The sequence below is a fragment of the Mesorhizobium album genome, from assembly GCF_033977205.1.
Lineage (GTDB): Bacteria > Pseudomonadota > Alphaproteobacteria > Rhizobiales > Rhizobiaceae > Mesorhizobium > Mesorhizobium album.
In genome coordinates, this window is record NZ_JAVIIW010000006.1 from 14,200 (window position 1) to 27,814 (window position 13,615).

Below are 13,615 nucleotides of genomic sequence, written 5' to 3' on the forward strand. Positions count from 1 at the left end.
GCCTACTGCCCCATCTTGTAGTCGAGGAACCACTTCTTGTTCAGCGCCTCGAGCGTGCCGTCGGCCTTGAGCGCGGCGATCGCGGCGTTGACCGGCTTCACCAGGTCGGAGCCCTTCGGGAAGATGAAGCCGAAGTCCTCGCTGCCGAGCGGTCCGCCGATCAGCTTCAGCTTGCCTTCGGAGGCGTCGACATAGCCCTTGCCGGCGGTGCCGTCGGTGAGCACCACATCCACGTCGCCGGACTTCAGCGCCTGCACGCTGGCGCCGAAGGTCTCGAACAGTTTTATCCGCGGGTTCTGCTCGTTGCCGTCGAGCACGCTGTAGACGGCGGTGTAGAAGGGCGTTGTGCCGGCCTGCGCGCCGATCAGCCCGTCCTTGAAGGCGGCGAAGCTCTTGGCGTCGGTGAAGCGGCTTTCATCGCCGCGCACCAGCATGAACTGTTCCGAGCGCATATAGGGGTCGGAAAAGTCGACCTTCGCCTTGCGCTCTTCCTTGATGGTGATGCCGGTCATCCCGATGTTGTACTGGTTGTCGGAAACCGCCTGGATCATCGCGTCCCAGGAGGTGTTCTGATACTCGACCTTGAAGTTGAGCCGCTTGGCGATCTCGTCCATTGCGTCATATTCCCAGCCGATCTGCTTGCCGGTCTTCTTGTCGATGAACTGCAGCGGCGGATAGGCGTTCTCCGTCACCACCACAACCTTTTTGCCGCCGAGATCGGGCAGCGTATCAGCGCGCGCAGCAACAGGCGCGAGAAGGCAGGCCACCATGGCGGCCAGCAGCAGTTTCGACTTGATCATGACAAACTCCCCGAACGTGATTGGCCGCACGATCCCCGCGCGCCAGGACAAATCAGGCGCCGACTTTAGCTTGCCGCAAGCGCCTTGCAAGCCGATCAACTGCGACGTTAAGCGTCGGCATGGATTTCAATGCTTCCGGGAAATGATTTCGAGAACGGTTCTTGCGCAATCAGTCCCGATCGCCCGTGGCTTCGCGCAGCCCGGCGACCAGCCGCGTGAGCGTGCCATGCAGGGCTTTGAGCTCGGCTCGCTCCAGCGGCATGCTGCAGGCAAGCGCCGCCTGGACATCCTTCATGTTGGCGCGCAGCGCCTCACCCCTGGCGGTCGGCTCGACTAGCACCCGGCGCTCGTCCGCACTGTCTCGACGACGGGTGACCAGGCCGCCCGCCTCCATCCGCTTGATCAGCGGCGTCAGCGTCGCCGAATCGAGACCCAGCGCCTCGCCAAGCTCGCCGACCGTCATGGGCGAGCGCTGCCACAGCGCCAGCATCGCCAGATATTGCGGATAGGTGAGGCCGAGCGGGTCGAGCAGCGGCCGGTAGAGCCTGGTCATCAGCCCGCTTGCCGAATAAAGCGCGAAGCATAGCTGCTGGTCGAGGCGCGGAACGGGAATCGTCCCGGCGGAGGCATCCGCCGGGACATAGCCGGGTCTGGTTTCGATCTTCGTCGTCATGCCGCCTTTGCCGCAAGCGCCACCGTGGAAAGCGCCACGTCGATATTGCCCCGGATGGCGTTGGAATAGGGACAGACCTGGTGCGCTTCCGATACAAGCGCTTCGGCGCCCGCCTGATCAAGGCCTTTCGTCTTCGCCGCCAGCGCGACGCCGAGCCTGAAGCCGCCCTGGTCGTTGGGATAGAGGCTGACGGTTGCCGTCACCGAAGCATCCTCGAGCGGCAGCTTCTTCTTGCGCGCCACGAAGCGGATCGCGCTTTCGAAGCAGGCGGCATAGCCGGCGGCGAAAAGCTGCTCGGGATTGGTGGCGCCACCCTGCCCGCCAAGCTCCTTCGGCATCGCCAGATCGAGTTTGAGCAAACCGTCGCTGGTTTCGGCACGGCCCGCGCGGCCACCGACGACGCGAGCCTGGGCGGTGTAGAGTGCTGACATTTTTGTCTCCATTTGCCTTGTGCACGATTATTTAGGACACAAGATAAATCGATGTCAAGACATTTGCTTCGTCATCCTCGGGCCTCGCTGCGTCGCTTCGCACCTTGCTCCGGCCCATGACAAAAGTGACAAGCGCCTCTGCCATCTCCACAGTCTGCCAACGCAGCGCTGTCGGACATGTCAAATTTCCGTGTCAGGTGAGCCAGCGGCTATCCAACGGCCGGCTTGCCGAAGATCAGCTGCAGGAATTCGCCGAGCCAGCGCTTGAGGTGCATGTCCCAGATCAGCCGGCCGCCGAGATGATCGCGGCCAGGCTGGGCGCCGGGCAGCTCGAAGCGATGCGCTCCCCGCACCACCCAGCGCTGCATCATCAGCCTGGTCAGCTCGCCGTGGAACTGAATGCCCCAGGCATTCTCGCCATAGCGGAAGGCCTGGTTGGGATAGGTTTCGGCCGTCGCCAGCAGCGTTGCGTCCTTCGGCAGCGAAAAGCCCTCGCGGTGGAACTGGTAGACCATCTCCGGCCAATGCAGCAGCTTCCTGCCGGCTTCCGTTGCCTTCAGCGGATACCAGCCGATCTCGACCAGCCCCTCGCCATGGCCCTCGACCTTGCCGCCGAGATGGTTGGCAAGCATCTGCGCGCCGAGGCAGATGCCGAGGAAGGGCCGGTTTTCCTTGAGCGGGATTTCGAGCCAGTCGGTCTCGCGGCGGACGAACTCGTCCCCGTCATTGGCGCTCATCGGCCCGCCGAAGACGACCGCGCCGGCATGGTGGTCGAGGGTGCAGGGCAATTCGTCGCCGAGCGGCGGCCGGCGGACGTCGAGATCAAAACCTTCTTCCAGAAGCATATGGCCGACGCGGCCGGGGCTCGAAGTCTCCTGATGCAGCACGATCAGGATCTTGGGTCTCGGCCGCGGTCTGGGTGGCATGGAAGGAGAATGGTCCTCTATTCGTCGCTCGAGGTTCCGCTTGCGCCCGGCACTTCGGCGGCCGCCTTGCGGCGCGCCTCGATGCGGTCCTGGCGCTCGACGCCGATCAATTCGGCGACGCGCCAGACGGTGTTGTCCTCGAGCTCGTGCAACTCGCCGTCGGCATAGACGATCTCCCACATCAGGCCGATAAAGGCCTTGCGTGCCTCGGCATCGAGATGGCGCTTGAGCACGCTGGTGAAGGCGTAGAGGTCGATCGCCTCATTGTCGGCGCGCTCGCCGGCGGCGGCCAGCGCGTCGAGCTCATCGCCGCTGATCGAATAGGTCTCGGCGAGGATCTCCTTGAAGCGCTCCCATTCGATGTCCTGGCGCACGCCGTCGGCGTTCATGACATGGTAGAGCAGGGCGGAAGCTGCCACACGAGGGTCGTCGGCGCTCGGTTTGCTCGCGCCGGCGGCAGGCAAATCCCTCAGGAAGGACAATACGCGCTCGAACATCGACACCTTTTCCCTGTCCGCCAAGACCGGCCTCAAAACAAACGAAACCGGCGCGGCGATTTATCCGCCTCGTCTTCCGGCGCGACGCCGGGATCGTCCGGCAACCGCGGCAGCTCCGCAGCCTGGCCGGCGGTATCGGCATCGGTCACCAGCTCGGCAGCCGCCATGTCCTTCTCGCCGCCGTTCGAAGTCTCCGGCGCTGGCCTTTCTGCCGGGCGATCGGCGACAATTTCGATCGCTTTCTCGGCCGGTACGGCCGAAGCCGAGGCAGGGATTGCCGGCACCGCGACGTCCGCATCGCTTTCGATCAGCTGTCCGAGCCGCTCCATTGGTGCGCGCCAGGTAAACGCGTCGAGCTTGCCGGTGACCGGCGAAACCGGCACCCAGCGCTCCGAAACGACGCCGTCGGCGACCCAGGCCGGATCGCGCGGCGCACGCACGGCCTTCGACAGCAACTGCCGGACCTTGCCCTGGTCGCCGGTCTCGGCCTCCTCGATATCGGCCAGAAGCAGATAGGCGCCCTCACGGCGGTCCATGCGGATCGCCGCCTCCGCCTCGCGCCTGGCGGTGGCGAAATCCTGCGCGTCGAGCGCGGCGCGCGCCACGGCAAGCGAGGATTCGGCGTGGTTCTTCTTCATCTCCTGCAGCTTCTTCGCCCGGGTGAGGCGATCGAGCACGGCATCGCCCGGCCTTGCATGGGTGTAAAGCTCGGCGATGTCGGGATGCGGCTCGGCCCGCCAGGCGGTCTCGAGAATCTTGGAGCCCTTGCGCACGTCGTTTTGCCGGAAAAGAAGATTGGCAGCGATGACTGCTGACGGCGCGAAATCGGGCGCCAGCTTGTTGGCTTCGAGCGCCGCGGTTCGGGCACCATTCGGATCGCTGTCGACCAGCGCCTGCGCCTTGGCGGTGAGCAGCACGGCGCGGCGGCGGTTGGCGGCGTCGCGCTCGATCTGCCTGGTCGACTTCTGCGCCTCGACCAGCTTCAGCGCGCCGTCCCATTCGCCCCGCTCGGTCAGCTCCTCGAGCGTCGATTCCGCCGCCCAGGCCAGCTGCGGCGCCACCGCCGCGGCGCGGCCGGCATAGTGGCGCGCGGCGTTGCGGTCGCCCAGCCGCTCGGCTTCGAGATAGAGCCCACGCAGGCCGAGCAGGCGCATCTCCGGATCGTCGAGCATGCGCTCGAATTTCTCGCGTGCGCCCTCATGATCGCCTTCGAGCAGCGAGGCCTGCGCGTCGAGCAGGTGGATCAGCGGCTCCTGGTCGGAGCTGATCAGCTTCACCGCCTCCTTGGTCTTCTTGCGGGCAAGCGCGCCATCGCCGGCACCGGCCGCGATCATGCCGGTCGACAGCGCCTGGTAGCCGCGGTCGCGTCGGCGCACCCTGAAATAGCGCGAGATCGTATAGGGGCTGTTCCACAGCGACTTGAGCAGCCACCAGAGGATCATCACCGCGGCGACCACGGCAACGATCGCCACCGCCGCCACCATCAGCGTGACCTGATACTGGTAACCGTTGAAGGTGACGATCATTTCGCCCGGGCGATCGGCCAGCCAGGCGAAGCCCAGCCCCAGCGCGAAGACGACGGCAAGGAAGATGAGGATGCGGATCATCGGATGGTCCTCACGCCTTCGTCGCGCCGGCGATCAGCGCTTCGATCTGCTTCTCGACCTCGAGCCGCGCCTTCAGTTTGCCGGCAAACTCAGCGCCGGCGGACTTCGCGGCGTTGGGCAGCGTGTCATATTCGCTGAGCGCCTTGGCATAGTCGCCCTGGTTGACCGCCACTTCCATGCGCGCCACGGTTTCCGGCGCGCCCTTGCCCTCGATGGTGCCGACCGGCCGCACCTGGACCAACGATTTCGCGCTCGACACCAGGCTCTGGAAGAAGCCGGCATTCTTGTCGACCGGCGTCGCTGCCTCGACCATGGCGTTGGCCGCCGCATCGGCTTCCGAGGCGATCGTTGCGCGCGTCGGCACGCCTTTCTCGGCATAGGACCGCAGCACCGCGATCTCCGGCGCGTCCGGCGCGATCGCCGCGAAAGTGTCGAGCTCGGTGGCGAAGGGCGCGCCGCGATCGAGCGCCGCCTTCAGCGCCGAGGCGGCGATGGCGAGCGCGATCTTGGGCTGCGAGGCCTGCGCCTCGACCTTGCCGGAGAGCTGCTGCACCGATTGCTCCAGCGCCGCGATCCGGCCATCCGCGGCCTTTGCCGCGTCGGCTGCCGATTTCACCAGCGCGTCGAGCCCGGCGAGCTTCTCGTTGAGCGGGCCGAGATCGACCGGAGCGGCACTTCCGGCCTTCTGCAGATCGCCGACCGCCGTCTCGATCTGGCCGACCTTGTCGTTGAGTGCCTTGAGCGCGGTGCCGTCGCCGCTTTGCCCGGCCGACGATTTCAGCGCCGCCACATCCGACTTCACCTGCTCCAGCGCCGACGACAGGCCATCGAGCTTGGCCGAGGCGCCGGCGTCGCTCGTTTGCCTGAGAGCCGCGATTTCACCCTTGAGCGAAGCGATCTCGCCATTGACGCTGTCGAGCGACGTGCCGCCCGAGGACGGGGAACCAAGCAACCCGACCGCCTGCAGCAGGCCTGCGGCGGCAAGCGCAACCACACCGCCGATGAGGCCGGCGGCAATGGTGTTGACGCCGGAGCGCCGGGAGGCCGGCGAGCCGCTTTCGTCGTTGCGGGTTTCGCTCGGCTTCGGCGTCGAAGCGGCGGAACCGGTCTTGGCCGCCGATGCATCCTCGAAATTATAGTCGAAGCCCGTGGACTGGCTCTTTGGGGCCTCAGAACCATTGGGATAGGGCGCGTCCGCCTCGTCCTTGCTCTTGGCCTCAGCCGCGTCGGCCCCAGCCTGCGCCGCGTCGGCGTATTCCCACGGCTCGATGTCGGTCTGCTCGGCATGCATCGGCTCTTCGGGAACCTCCAGCTGCGAAGCGACGGCGGCTTCCTCCGCCCTCGCCTCGTCGGTCTCGGCCGTATGCGTCTCAGTCTTGGCGGCATCTTCGTCGCTGATTCGCGAGACGGCGCCGGGCTCGAGTTCGATCGTCACCGGCTCGCGGCGACTCTTCGAATGTCGCGTCTTCGGCGTCTTGACCATGCTTGGGCTCCGCAAATTGGCTTGAGGATGGTTCGAAAGGTCTAGAGCTCAGGGATGCTCTAGCACATCACCAAGCGGTGAAAAGGGGCGGTGTGATGACGCGGCTCAAAGCGGCAGCGACAAAAGCGCCAGCAGCGCCACTTCATCGGGTTGCGAGGCAATCCTGATCTTTTGTCCGTCGATACCGTCCAGCGCCTTGGCGACACGCGCGGACAGCGCCAGGAACGCCGCCTTGTCGAAGAGGCCGCGCAAGGCGGCCTGGCGGACCAGCGCGCTCAGCGCGGCCGCCGCCTCGGCGGAGTAGACCAGCGCTGCATCGACAGGCTTTTTGGAAAGGCGCGCCGCGATCTCCTCGTCGCCAAGGTTCAGCCGAACGGTGTCGTAAGTCTCGATCGCATGGACCCGCACGGCGGCTGCCGCGAGACGCTCCTCGAAGACCGGAAAGCGCACGCGGCCGCAAAGATAGACGATCTCCTTGCCTGCAAGCTCCCGGCCGATCGCGTCAGCCAATGCCCCGGCATCGCCCGGGCCTTCAGCGACGGAGACAAACCCTGCGGCGCGGCAGGCTTCGGCCGTTCTCCTGCCGACCGCATGGCACGGCAGGGCGGCAAGCGCCGCGACCAGTTCCTTCGGCGCATGGCGCACCGCATTGGCGCTGGTGACGGCGACCGCGGCGGCTTGGGGGACGGCGCTCCGATCGAGTGGCAAAGCGATCGTTTCGGTCAGCGGCAGCAGAATGGGTTGAAATCCCTGGGCTTCGAGCCGCCGCGCCGTGCGGGAGGCGCCCGGTTCCGGCCTCGTCACCAGGACGCGGAGCATGTCAGGCCCAGCCGTCGAAGAATTTGGCGCCGGCCCTGGCGCGCACCGCCCGCGCGGCCTCCGCGCCTATTTTCGCCGCATCCTCAGCCCGGCCGTCCAGCTTGATTTCATGCGATTCGGTGCCGTCCGGCGAGATGATCAGGCCGGCGAAAGACAGTTTTCCGCCCGATATCGTCGCATGGCCGGCGATCGGCGTGCGGCAGGAGCCGTCGAGCGCGGCAAGGAAGGCGCGCTCGCAGGCCAGCGCCTGGCCGGTCGGCACATCGTGGATGGCCGCCAGCATTTTTTCAACTTCGCGGTCGCCGATCCGGCTTTCGATGCCGATCGCGCCCTGCCCCGGCGCCGGCGGGAAGACATCCAGCGGCATCAGGTCGGTAATGACATTCTCAAGCCCGAGCCGCTTCAGCCCGGCATAAGCGAGGATGGTGCCGTCGGCGACGCCTTCGTCCAGCTTGCGCAGACGGGTCTGCACATTGCCGCGGAACATTACCACGTCGAGATCCGGCCGCATCCGGCGGATCAGCGCCTGGCGCCTGAGCGACGACGACCCAACCCGAGCGCCATGAGGCAGGTCGGCGATTCGCCTCGCCGTCTTGCCGATGAAGGCGTCGCGCGCATCCTCGCGCGGCAGGAAGGCCGAGAGTTCCAGCCCGTCGGGCAGCACGGTCGGCATGTCCTTGGACGAATGCACGGCGATGTCGATGCGGCGGTCGAGCAGGGCTTCCTCGATCTCCTTGGTGAACAGCCCCTTGCCGCCGGCTTCCGACAGCGGGCGGTCCTGGATGCGGTCGCCGCTGGTCGAGATGACCACCAGCTCGAACGCTTGCTCCGGCAGGCCGTGCGCCTGCATCAGCCGCGCCTGCGTCTCGTGCGCCTGGGCCAGCGCCAGCGGGCTGCCGCGTGTTCCGATTTTCAAGGTTGTTTGCATGGCGCGCGGTCCGTGATAACCCCCGGCAAGCGAGACTTTACAGGGCTTTGTCCTATCTAGGAAAAGCCGGAGACACAATCTTCGAGGGCAGCGACGAATTGATCCGCGTTCTGGGCATTGAGACGAGCTGCGATGAGACGGCTGCCAGCATTGTGGCGTTGGACGGCGGCTCTGCGCCCGAAATCCTCTCCAATGTCGTGCTCAGCCAGATCGAGGAACATGCCGCTTTCGGCGGCGTCGTGCCCGAGATCGCGGCGCGCGCCCATGTCGAGGCGCTGGACGGCATCGTCGAGGCAGCGCTGACCGATTCGGCCGTATCGCTCGACGAGGTCGATGCGGTTGCCGCGACGGCGGGGCCAGGGCTCGTCGGCGGGCTGATCGTAGGCTTGATGACCGCCAAGGCCATCGCGGCCGCCGCCAACAAGCCGCTGATTGCCATCAACCACCTCGAAGGCCATGCGCTTACCGCAAGGCTGACGGATGGGCTCGACTTCCCCTATCTGCTTCTGCTCGTCTCCGGCGGCCATACCCAGATCGTCGCTGTGCGCGGCGTCGGCGACTATCAGCGCTGGGCGACGACCATCGACGATGCGTTGGGCGAAGCCTTCGACAAGACGGCCAAGATGCTCGGGCTGCCCTATCCGGGCGGACCGAATGTCGAGAAGGCCGCAGCCAAGGGCGATGCCAGCCGCTTTGCCTTCCCGCGCCCGATGAAGGGCTCGGCGCAGCCGGATTTCTCCTTCTCCGGCCTGAAGACCGCCGTGCGCCAGGCGGCGACGGTGATCGCGCCGCTGAGCGACCAGGACGTCGCCGACATCTGTGCCTCCTTCCAGGCGGCGGTGGCGGATGCGCTGGGAGACCGTGTCGCGCGAGCGCTCGCCCGTTTCCGCAAGGAATTTCCCGACAAGGCAAAGCCTGCGCTGGTCGTCGCCGGCGGCGTCGCCGCCAACCGCACGATCAAGGCGACATTGGAGGCGCGCTGTTCCAAAGCCGGCTTCGCATTCGTGGCGCCGCCGCAAAAGCTCTGCACCGACAATGCGGCGATGATCGCCTGGGCCGGCATCGAGCGGCTGCGCGCCGGCATGGCCGGCGAGAATGCCGCCGACTTCGCGCCGCGCTCGCGCTGGCCGCTGGACAGTATTTCAGCCCCTTTGGTCGGCTCAGGCCGGCGCGGTGCCAAGGCATGACCAAGAAAAACATGACCGGGAAAAGCACGACCAGCAAGCGGCCCGCGAGCGGATGGCGTGTTGCGGTGCTGGGCGGCGGCGCCTGGGGCACGGCGCTGGCGCTGGCCATGCTGCGTGCCGGCCATTTCGTGCGGCTTTACGCGCGCGACAATGAGACCGTGGCCGCCATCGATCGCGGCGAGAATCCGCGCTACCTGCCCGGCATCGCGATCGAGCCCGGCATCGTCGCCACGAGCGATATCGGCGCCGCGCTCAGCGGCGCCGACTGCGTGCTGGCGGTGACGCCGGCGCAATCGCTGCGCGCGGTGCTGGCCACAGCCGCCGGCCATGTGCCGCCCGGCGTGCCGCTCGTGCTTTGCGCCAAGGGCATCGAGCGCGGCACCGGCGCATTGCTGTCGGCGATCGTCGAGGAAAGCCTGTCCGGCAATCCGGTCGCGGCGCTTTCCGGCCCGAGCTTTGCCAGCGATGTCGCCCGAGGCCTGCCGACGGCGGTGGTCGTTGCCGCGCGGAGCGGAGATCTGGCGGCCGGACTTGCCGCCCGCTTCTCGGCCGAGAACCTGCGCTGTTACTCTAGTGACGACCTGATCGGCGTCGAGATCGGCGGCGCGCTGAAGAATGTCTTCGCCATCGCCGCCGGCGCGATCGCCGGCGCCGGGCTTGGCGCCAGCGCCCAGGCCGCCATGGTGACGCGCGGCTTCGTCGAGCTGCGCCGCATCGGCGCCACCTTCGGCGCCCGGCCGGAGACGCTGATGGGGCTTTCCGGCCTCGGCGACCTTCTGCTCACCTGCTCCTCGGCGCAGTCGCGCAATTTCGCCTATGGGCTGGCGCTCGGCCAGGGCAAGCCGCTTGCCGGCCTTCCGCTTGCCGAAGGCGTGCCGACGGCAGGCATTGCCGCCCGCATCGCCGCCGAGCGCGGCGTCGACGCGCCGATCATTTCCGCCGTCGCCGCCATACTCGACGGCAAGTTGACCATCGGCGAAGCCGTAACGGCGCTGATGACGCGGCCGCTCAAGACCGAAACCGACATCTGAACCATCGGAGTTTTTGGACATGCTGTTTGCGTTGATTTGCAAGGACAAGCCCGGCAGCCTGCAGCTGCGTATCGACACGCGGCCGGCGCATGCGGCGTTCCTGGAAGGCCTGATCGGCGAAGGGAAACTTGCTTTTGCCGGCCCCTTCCTCAATGCCGACGGCAAGCCCGACGGAAGCCTGGTGATGATCGACGCTCCCGACATGGCCGGCGCGCAAGCCCTGGCGGCCGCCGACCCTTATGCCAAGGCCGGCTTGTTCGAAAGCGTGGAAATCCGTGCATGGAACTGGGTCTTCCAGAAGCCCGCCGGCGCATGATGCTTCGCCGTGCAGCCGCCTATCCGCCCTCTCGCCCCAAGGACGGGGAGAGGGTAAGGGTGGAGGCAACGGGAATGCAGCGTCGTGGCGAACCGACAATGGCAAGGGGACAACTGAGATGAACTACTGGCTGTTCAAGTCCGAACCCTCGGTCTTTTCCTTCGAGGCGCTGAAGGCTAAAGGCAAGGCCGGCACGCAGTGGGACGGCGTGCGCAACTACGCAGCGCGCAACAACATGAAGGCCATGCAGATCGGCGATCTCGGCTTCTTCTACCATTCCAACGAGGGACTCGATATCGTCGGCATCGCCGAGGTCTGCGCGCTCGCCCACCCCGACACCACCACCGACGATCCGCGCTGGGAATGCGTCGACATCCGCGCCTATAAGGACGTGCCGAAGCCGGTGACGCTGGAGCAGGTCAAGGGCAATCCGAAGCTTGCCGACATGGCGCTGGTCCGTCTCGGCCGGCTTTCCGTGCAGCCGGTGACGCCGGCCGAATGGAAAGAGGTCTGCCGCATGGCCGGCCTCGACCCGGCCCCGTGACCAGGCTCACGCCCAAAAGCGCGAAGACATTCATCCTCGACAACACGGCGCTGATGGCGCCGCCGCATGTGCCGGAAGTGCTGCTGCATCTGGCCGACGAGGCGCATGATTTGTGGCTGCGCACCGAGGAGGAGCTGGCCGAGATCGGTCTGCCGCCGCCATTCTGGGCCTTCGCCTGGGCCGGCGGCCAGGGCCTCGCCCGCTATGTGCTCGACCATCCGGCGACCGTGCGGGGAAAAAGCGTGCTCGATTTTGCCTCCGGTTCCGGCATGGTCGCCATCGCAGCCTCGAAGGCCGGCGCTGCGCAAGTGGTCGCGGCCGATATCGACCCCTTCTGCGCGACTGTGATTGCCCTCAACCTGGAAGCCAATGGCGTGAAGGCCGACTTCCTGGATGCGGACTGCATCGATACGGATGGCGGCTGGGACGTCGTGCTCGCCGGCGACGTCTTCTACGACAAACCGTTGGCGGACAGGCTGGTGCCGTGGTTCGCGACCCTCAAGGCGCGGGGCGCGGATATCCTGGTCGGGGATCCCGGCCGCGCCTATCTGCCGAAGAAAGGGCTGCAGTCTTTGGCCGTCTACCAAGTGCCGGTGACGCGTGCGCTGGAGGATGCGGAGGTCAAGCGCACCACCGTATGGCGCTGGAGCAACATTCGGTCGAACCAGCGCATGCCTGCCGGGTCGGCCTGAGCGAATGTGCTCTTCTTGACGCCATCGCCGAACGGGCGTTCCATCACGCATCGGCCTGGAGGGGAAGGAATCATGGATTTTTCAACGGTGAACTGGCTGGCGGTGATCGTCGCCGCCGTCATGGCGTGGCTGTTCGGCGCCGCCTGGTACATGGGCTTGAGCAAGCCCTGGCTGAAGGCGGCAAAGCTCGACCCGGCAACCATGAAGCGCTCAGCCGTTCCGTTCATCGTCAGCTTCGTCGCCGAACTCGTCATGGCGCTTGTCATGACGCTGGTGGTCGGCGCCTTGACCGGCGGCGAGCCCAATCCGCTCGCCGGGGTGATTTTCGGCTTCGTGCTCTGGCTTGGCTTCGTCGCAACCACGCTTTCGGTCAACCACCGCTACGAAGGCTTCGGCTGGGACCTGACGCTGATCGATGCCGGCCATTGGCTGGGCGTCCTCATCATCATCGGCGCGGTGATCGGCTGGTTTGGCGCGCCGGCAGCGCCGGCAGGCTAATGCATGTCGCCCAAAAGTGTGCAGCGGTTTTGGGAGAACGACATGCATCAAAACAAGGACGTAAAGCGCGTCGCCCGACTCCGTTTCAACGCGACGCGCTTTAGACCAATTCCAGGAAAAGTGTGAAACGGTTTTCCGTCCGGAATTGCGTCAAAACAAAGAGATAGAGCGGTTTACCGTTTCCGTGAAACGGGTGAACCGCTCTAACAGCGGTTTGGAGCGTCGCTACCCCGCGTCCGCGTCTTTCGCCACCTCATAGAGAAGCCATTCGCGAAAGGCGACGATCCGCGCGTCGTCCTTCATGGCCTCGGGGTAAACCAGGAAATAGGCGAATTCCGGCGCGACCTTGATGCCGAGCTCAAAGGGCCGGATCAGCCGCCCCTGCGAAAGATCGTTGGCCACCATGGCGAAGTCGGCCAGCGCTACGGCATGGCCGTCGAGCGCCGCCTGCGTGGCGTCGGTCGCCGATCCGAAAACGAGGGTGCGGCTGTCGTCGAAATCGTCGACGCCGGCCGCCTGCATCCACATGCGCCAGTTCGGCCATGTCACGCCCTGCCGCGACCATTCGATATGCGCCAGCGTATGGTGGAAGAGGTCGCGCGGCTCCCTCAGCGGCGGGCCTGACGCGAGCAGCGCCGGGCTGCACACCGGGATGATGATGTTCTCGAACAGCCGGTGCGCGCAGAGCCCCGGATATTTGCCGCTGCCGAAACGGATGCCGATATCGACATCGTCCCGTTCGAAGTCCCTGACCTCATAGGTGATATCGAAGCGCAGCTCGATGCCCGGCTTCTGCCGGCGGAAACCGTCCACGCGGCGCATCAGCCACTTCGTCGCGAACTGCGCGTCGAGCGTCACCTTCAGCAGCGAGGTGCCGCGCGTCATCTTGCGCGCCCGCGACACCGCCTGATTGAGCAGGTCGAGCGCGTCGATCGAGGCCTCGAACAGAATGTTGCCCGCTTCGGTCAGCCGGATGGTGCGGCTGGTACGCGTGAACAGCACCAGGTCGAGCTGATCCTCGATCTCCTTGATCTGATGGCTGACCGCCGCCGGCGTCAGGCCGAGCTCGTCGGCGGCGCGGGTGAAATTGAGGTGCCTGGCCGCCGCCTCGAAGGTCCTCAGCGCGCGTGTTCCGGGCAGCAGGCGGGCCATTCGATCTCCAAATAAAACTTGACAATCAGAA

Annotated in this window: 16 protein-coding genes; 6 read left to right on the forward strand and 10 right to left on the reverse strand. The window is 66.1% G+C overall.

Annotation, left to right across the window (positions count from 1 at the left end):
- Nucleotides 1-2 precede the first annotated feature (2 nt).
- The 9 genes from RFN28_RS06840 to hemC all read right to left on the reverse strand — a co-directional run bounded on the left by RFN28_RS06840 (nucleotide 3) and on the right by hemC (nucleotide 8,164).
- Nucleotides 3-800: a transporter substrate-binding domain-containing protein gene (locus RFN28_RS06840; protein WP_320286616.1), complete on the reverse strand. Its 798-nt coding sequence runs from the start codon at nucleotides 798-800 to the stop codon at nucleotides 3-5.
- A gap of 169 nt (nucleotides 801-969) precedes the next feature.
- Nucleotides 970-1,473 (reverse strand): MarR family winged helix-turn-helix transcriptional regulator, encoded by a 504-nt coding sequence (locus RFN28_RS06845; protein WP_320286617.1) that lies wholly within the window; start codon nucleotides 1,471-1,473, stop codon nucleotides 970-972.
- The gene (locus RFN28_RS06850; RefSeq protein ID WP_320286618.1) at nucleotides 1,470-1,904 is read right to left on the reverse strand and encodes an organic hydroperoxide resistance protein; all 435 of its coding nucleotides are present in this window, start codon (nucleotides 1,902-1,904) and stop codon (nucleotides 1,470-1,472) included. The genes RFN28_RS06845 and RFN28_RS06850 overlap by 4 nt, the downstream gene beginning before the upstream one ends.
- Before the next feature lie 209 nt (nucleotides 1,905-2,113).
- Nucleotides 2,114-2,830 (reverse strand): glutamine amidotransferase, encoded by a 717-nt coding sequence (locus tag RFN28_RS06855; protein WP_320286619.1) that lies wholly within the window; start codon nucleotides 2,828-2,830, stop codon nucleotides 2,114-2,116.
- Nucleotides 2,831-2,847: 17 nt separating this feature from the next.
- Nucleotides 2,848-3,327, reverse strand: a complete 480-nt coding sequence (locus tag RFN28_RS06860; RefSeq protein ID WP_320286795.1) for a tellurite resistance TerB family protein — start codon at nucleotides 3,325-3,327, stop codon at nucleotides 2,848-2,850.
- Between the two features lie 32 nt (nucleotides 3,328-3,359).
- Nucleotides 3,360-4,934, reverse strand: coding sequence for a heme biosynthesis protein HemY (locus tag RFN28_RS06865; RefSeq protein WP_320286620.1), 1,575 nt, complete (start codon nucleotides 4,932-4,934; stop codon nucleotides 3,360-3,362).
- 10 nt (nucleotides 4,935-4,944) lie between these two features.
- The gene (locus tag RFN28_RS06870; protein ID WP_320286621.1) at nucleotides 4,945-6,417 is read right to left on the reverse strand and encodes a COG4223 family protein; all 1,473 of its coding nucleotides are present in this window, start codon (nucleotides 6,415-6,417) and stop codon (nucleotides 4,945-4,947) included.
- Nucleotides 6,418-6,522: 105 nt separating this feature from the next.
- Nucleotides 6,523-7,236, reverse strand: a complete 714-nt coding sequence (locus RFN28_RS06875) for a uroporphyrinogen-III synthase (protein ID WP_320286622.1) — start codon at nucleotides 7,234-7,236, stop codon at nucleotides 6,523-6,525.
- A 1-nt stretch (nucleotide 7,237) separates the two neighbouring features.
- Nucleotides 7,238-8,164, reverse strand: coding sequence for a hydroxymethylbilane synthase (gene hemC, locus RFN28_RS06880; RefSeq protein ID WP_320286623.1), 927 nt, complete (start codon nucleotides 8,162-8,164; stop codon nucleotides 7,238-7,240).
- A 101-nt stretch (nucleotides 8,165-8,265) separates the two neighbouring features.
- On the opposite strand from hemC, the gene tsaD reads away from it, so the two are divergent.
- From tsaD to RFN28_RS06910, 6 genes are all read left to right on the forward strand, one after another.
- Nucleotides 8,266-9,351, forward strand: a complete 1,086-nt coding sequence (gene tsaD, locus RFN28_RS06885) for a tRNA (adenosine(37)-N6)-threonylcarbamoyltransferase complex transferase subunit TsaD (RefSeq protein WP_320286796.1) — start codon at nucleotides 8,266-8,268, stop codon at nucleotides 9,349-9,351.
- Complete coding sequence (locus RFN28_RS06890; protein ID WP_430677416.1) at nucleotides 9,348-10,382, forward strand: NAD(P)H-dependent glycerol-3-phosphate dehydrogenase; 1,035 nt, start codon at nucleotides 9,348-9,350, stop codon at nucleotides 10,380-10,382. Before tsaD ends, RFN28_RS06890 begins: the two co-directional genes overlap by 4 nt.
- Before the next feature lie 19 nt (nucleotides 10,383-10,401).
- Nucleotides 10,402-10,698 carry a YciI-like protein gene (locus tag RFN28_RS06895; RefSeq protein ID WP_320286624.1) on the forward strand — a complete coding sequence of 99 codons (297 nt, stop codon included), beginning with the start codon at nucleotides 10,402-10,404 and terminating at the stop codon, nucleotides 10,696-10,698.
- Nucleotides 10,699-10,816: 118 nt separating this feature from the next.
- Entirely contained in the window at nucleotides 10,817-11,242 is a 426-nt protein-coding gene (locus tag RFN28_RS06900; RefSeq protein WP_320286625.1) for an EVE domain-containing protein, read from the forward strand.
- The gene (locus RFN28_RS06905; RefSeq protein WP_320286626.1) at nucleotides 11,197-11,934 is read left to right on the forward strand and encodes a class I SAM-dependent methyltransferase; all 738 of its coding nucleotides are present in this window, start codon (nucleotides 11,197-11,199) and stop codon (nucleotides 11,932-11,934) included. The genes RFN28_RS06900 and RFN28_RS06905 overlap by 46 nt, the downstream gene beginning before the upstream one ends.
- Nucleotides 11,935-12,006: 72 nt before the next feature.
- The gene (locus RFN28_RS06910; protein WP_320286627.1) at nucleotides 12,007-12,432 is read left to right on the forward strand and encodes a DUF1761 domain-containing protein; all 426 of its coding nucleotides are present in this window, start codon (nucleotides 12,007-12,009) and stop codon (nucleotides 12,430-12,432) included.
- A 225-nt stretch (nucleotides 12,433-12,657) separates the two neighbouring features.
- Here the strand turns inward: RFN28_RS06910 and gcvA are convergent, their stop codons facing one another.
- Complete coding sequence (gene gcvA / locus RFN28_RS06915) at nucleotides 12,658-13,584, reverse strand: transcriptional regulator GcvA (RefSeq protein WP_320286628.1); 927 nt, start codon at nucleotides 13,582-13,584, stop codon at nucleotides 12,658-12,660.
- Between the last annotated feature and the right edge of the window lie 31 nt (nucleotides 13,585-13,615).

What these genes read in the sequence shown, in the direction of transcription:
- RFN28_RS06855 (WP_320286619.1), bottom strand. Translation starts at nt 2,830, where the DNA reads ATGCCACCCAGACCGCGGCCGAGACCCAAGATCCTGATCGTGCTGCAT.
- RFN28_RS06905 (WP_320286626.1), top strand. Translation starts at nt 11,197, where the DNA reads ATGGAAAGAGGTCTGCCGCATGGCCGGCCTCGACCCGGCCCCGTGACC.
- RFN28_RS06870 (WP_320286621.1), bottom strand. Translation starts at nt 6,417, where the DNA reads ATGGTCAAGACGCCGAAGACGCGACATTCGAAGAGTCGCCGCGAGCCG.
- RFN28_RS06895 (WP_320286624.1), top strand. Translation starts at nt 10,402, where the DNA reads ATGCTGTTTGCGTTGATTTGCAAGGACAAGCCCGGCAGCCTGCAGCTG.
- RFN28_RS06840 (WP_320286616.1), bottom strand. Translation starts at nt 800, where the DNA reads ATGATCAAGTCGAAACTGCTGCTGGCCGCCATGGTGGCCTGCCTTCTC.
- RFN28_RS06845 (WP_320286617.1), bottom strand. Translation starts at nt 1,473, where the DNA reads ATGACGACGAAGATCGAAACCAGACCCGGCTATGTCCCGGCGGATGCC.
- hemC (WP_320286623.1), bottom strand. Translation starts at nt 8,164, where the DNA reads ATGCAAACAACCTTGAAAATCGGAACACGCGGCAGCCCGCTGGCGCTG.
- RFN28_RS06850 (WP_320286618.1), bottom strand. Translation starts at nt 1,904, where the DNA reads ATGTCAGCACTCTACACCGCCCAGGCTCGCGTCGTCGGTGGCCGCGCG.
- RFN28_RS06865 (WP_320286620.1), bottom strand. Translation starts at nt 4,934, where the DNA reads ATGATCCGCATCCTCATCTTCCTTGCCGTCGTCTTCGCGCTGGGGCTG.
- RFN28_RS06900 (WP_320286625.1), top strand. Translation starts at nt 10,817, where the DNA reads ATGAACTACTGGCTGTTCAAGTCCGAACCCTCGGTCTTTTCCTTCGAG.
- RFN28_RS06860 (WP_320286795.1), bottom strand. Translation starts at nt 3,327, where the DNA reads ATGTTCGAGCGCGTATTGTCCTTCCTGAGGGATTTGCCTGCCGCCGGC.
- RFN28_RS06890 (WP_430677416.1), top strand. Translation starts at nt 9,348, where the DNA reads ATGACCAAGAAAAACATGACCGGGAAAAGCACGACCAGCAAGCGGCCC.
- gcvA (WP_320286628.1), bottom strand. Translation starts at nt 13,584, where the DNA reads ATGGCCCGCCTGCTGCCCGGAACACGCGCGCTGAGGACCTTCGAGGCG.
- RFN28_RS06875 (WP_320286622.1), bottom strand. Translation starts at nt 7,236, where the DNA reads ATGCTCCGCGTCCTGGTGACGAGGCCGGAACCGGGCGCCTCCCGCACG.
- RFN28_RS06910 (WP_320286627.1), top strand. Translation starts at nt 12,007, where the DNA reads ATGGATTTTTCAACGGTGAACTGGCTGGCGGTGATCGTCGCCGCCGTC.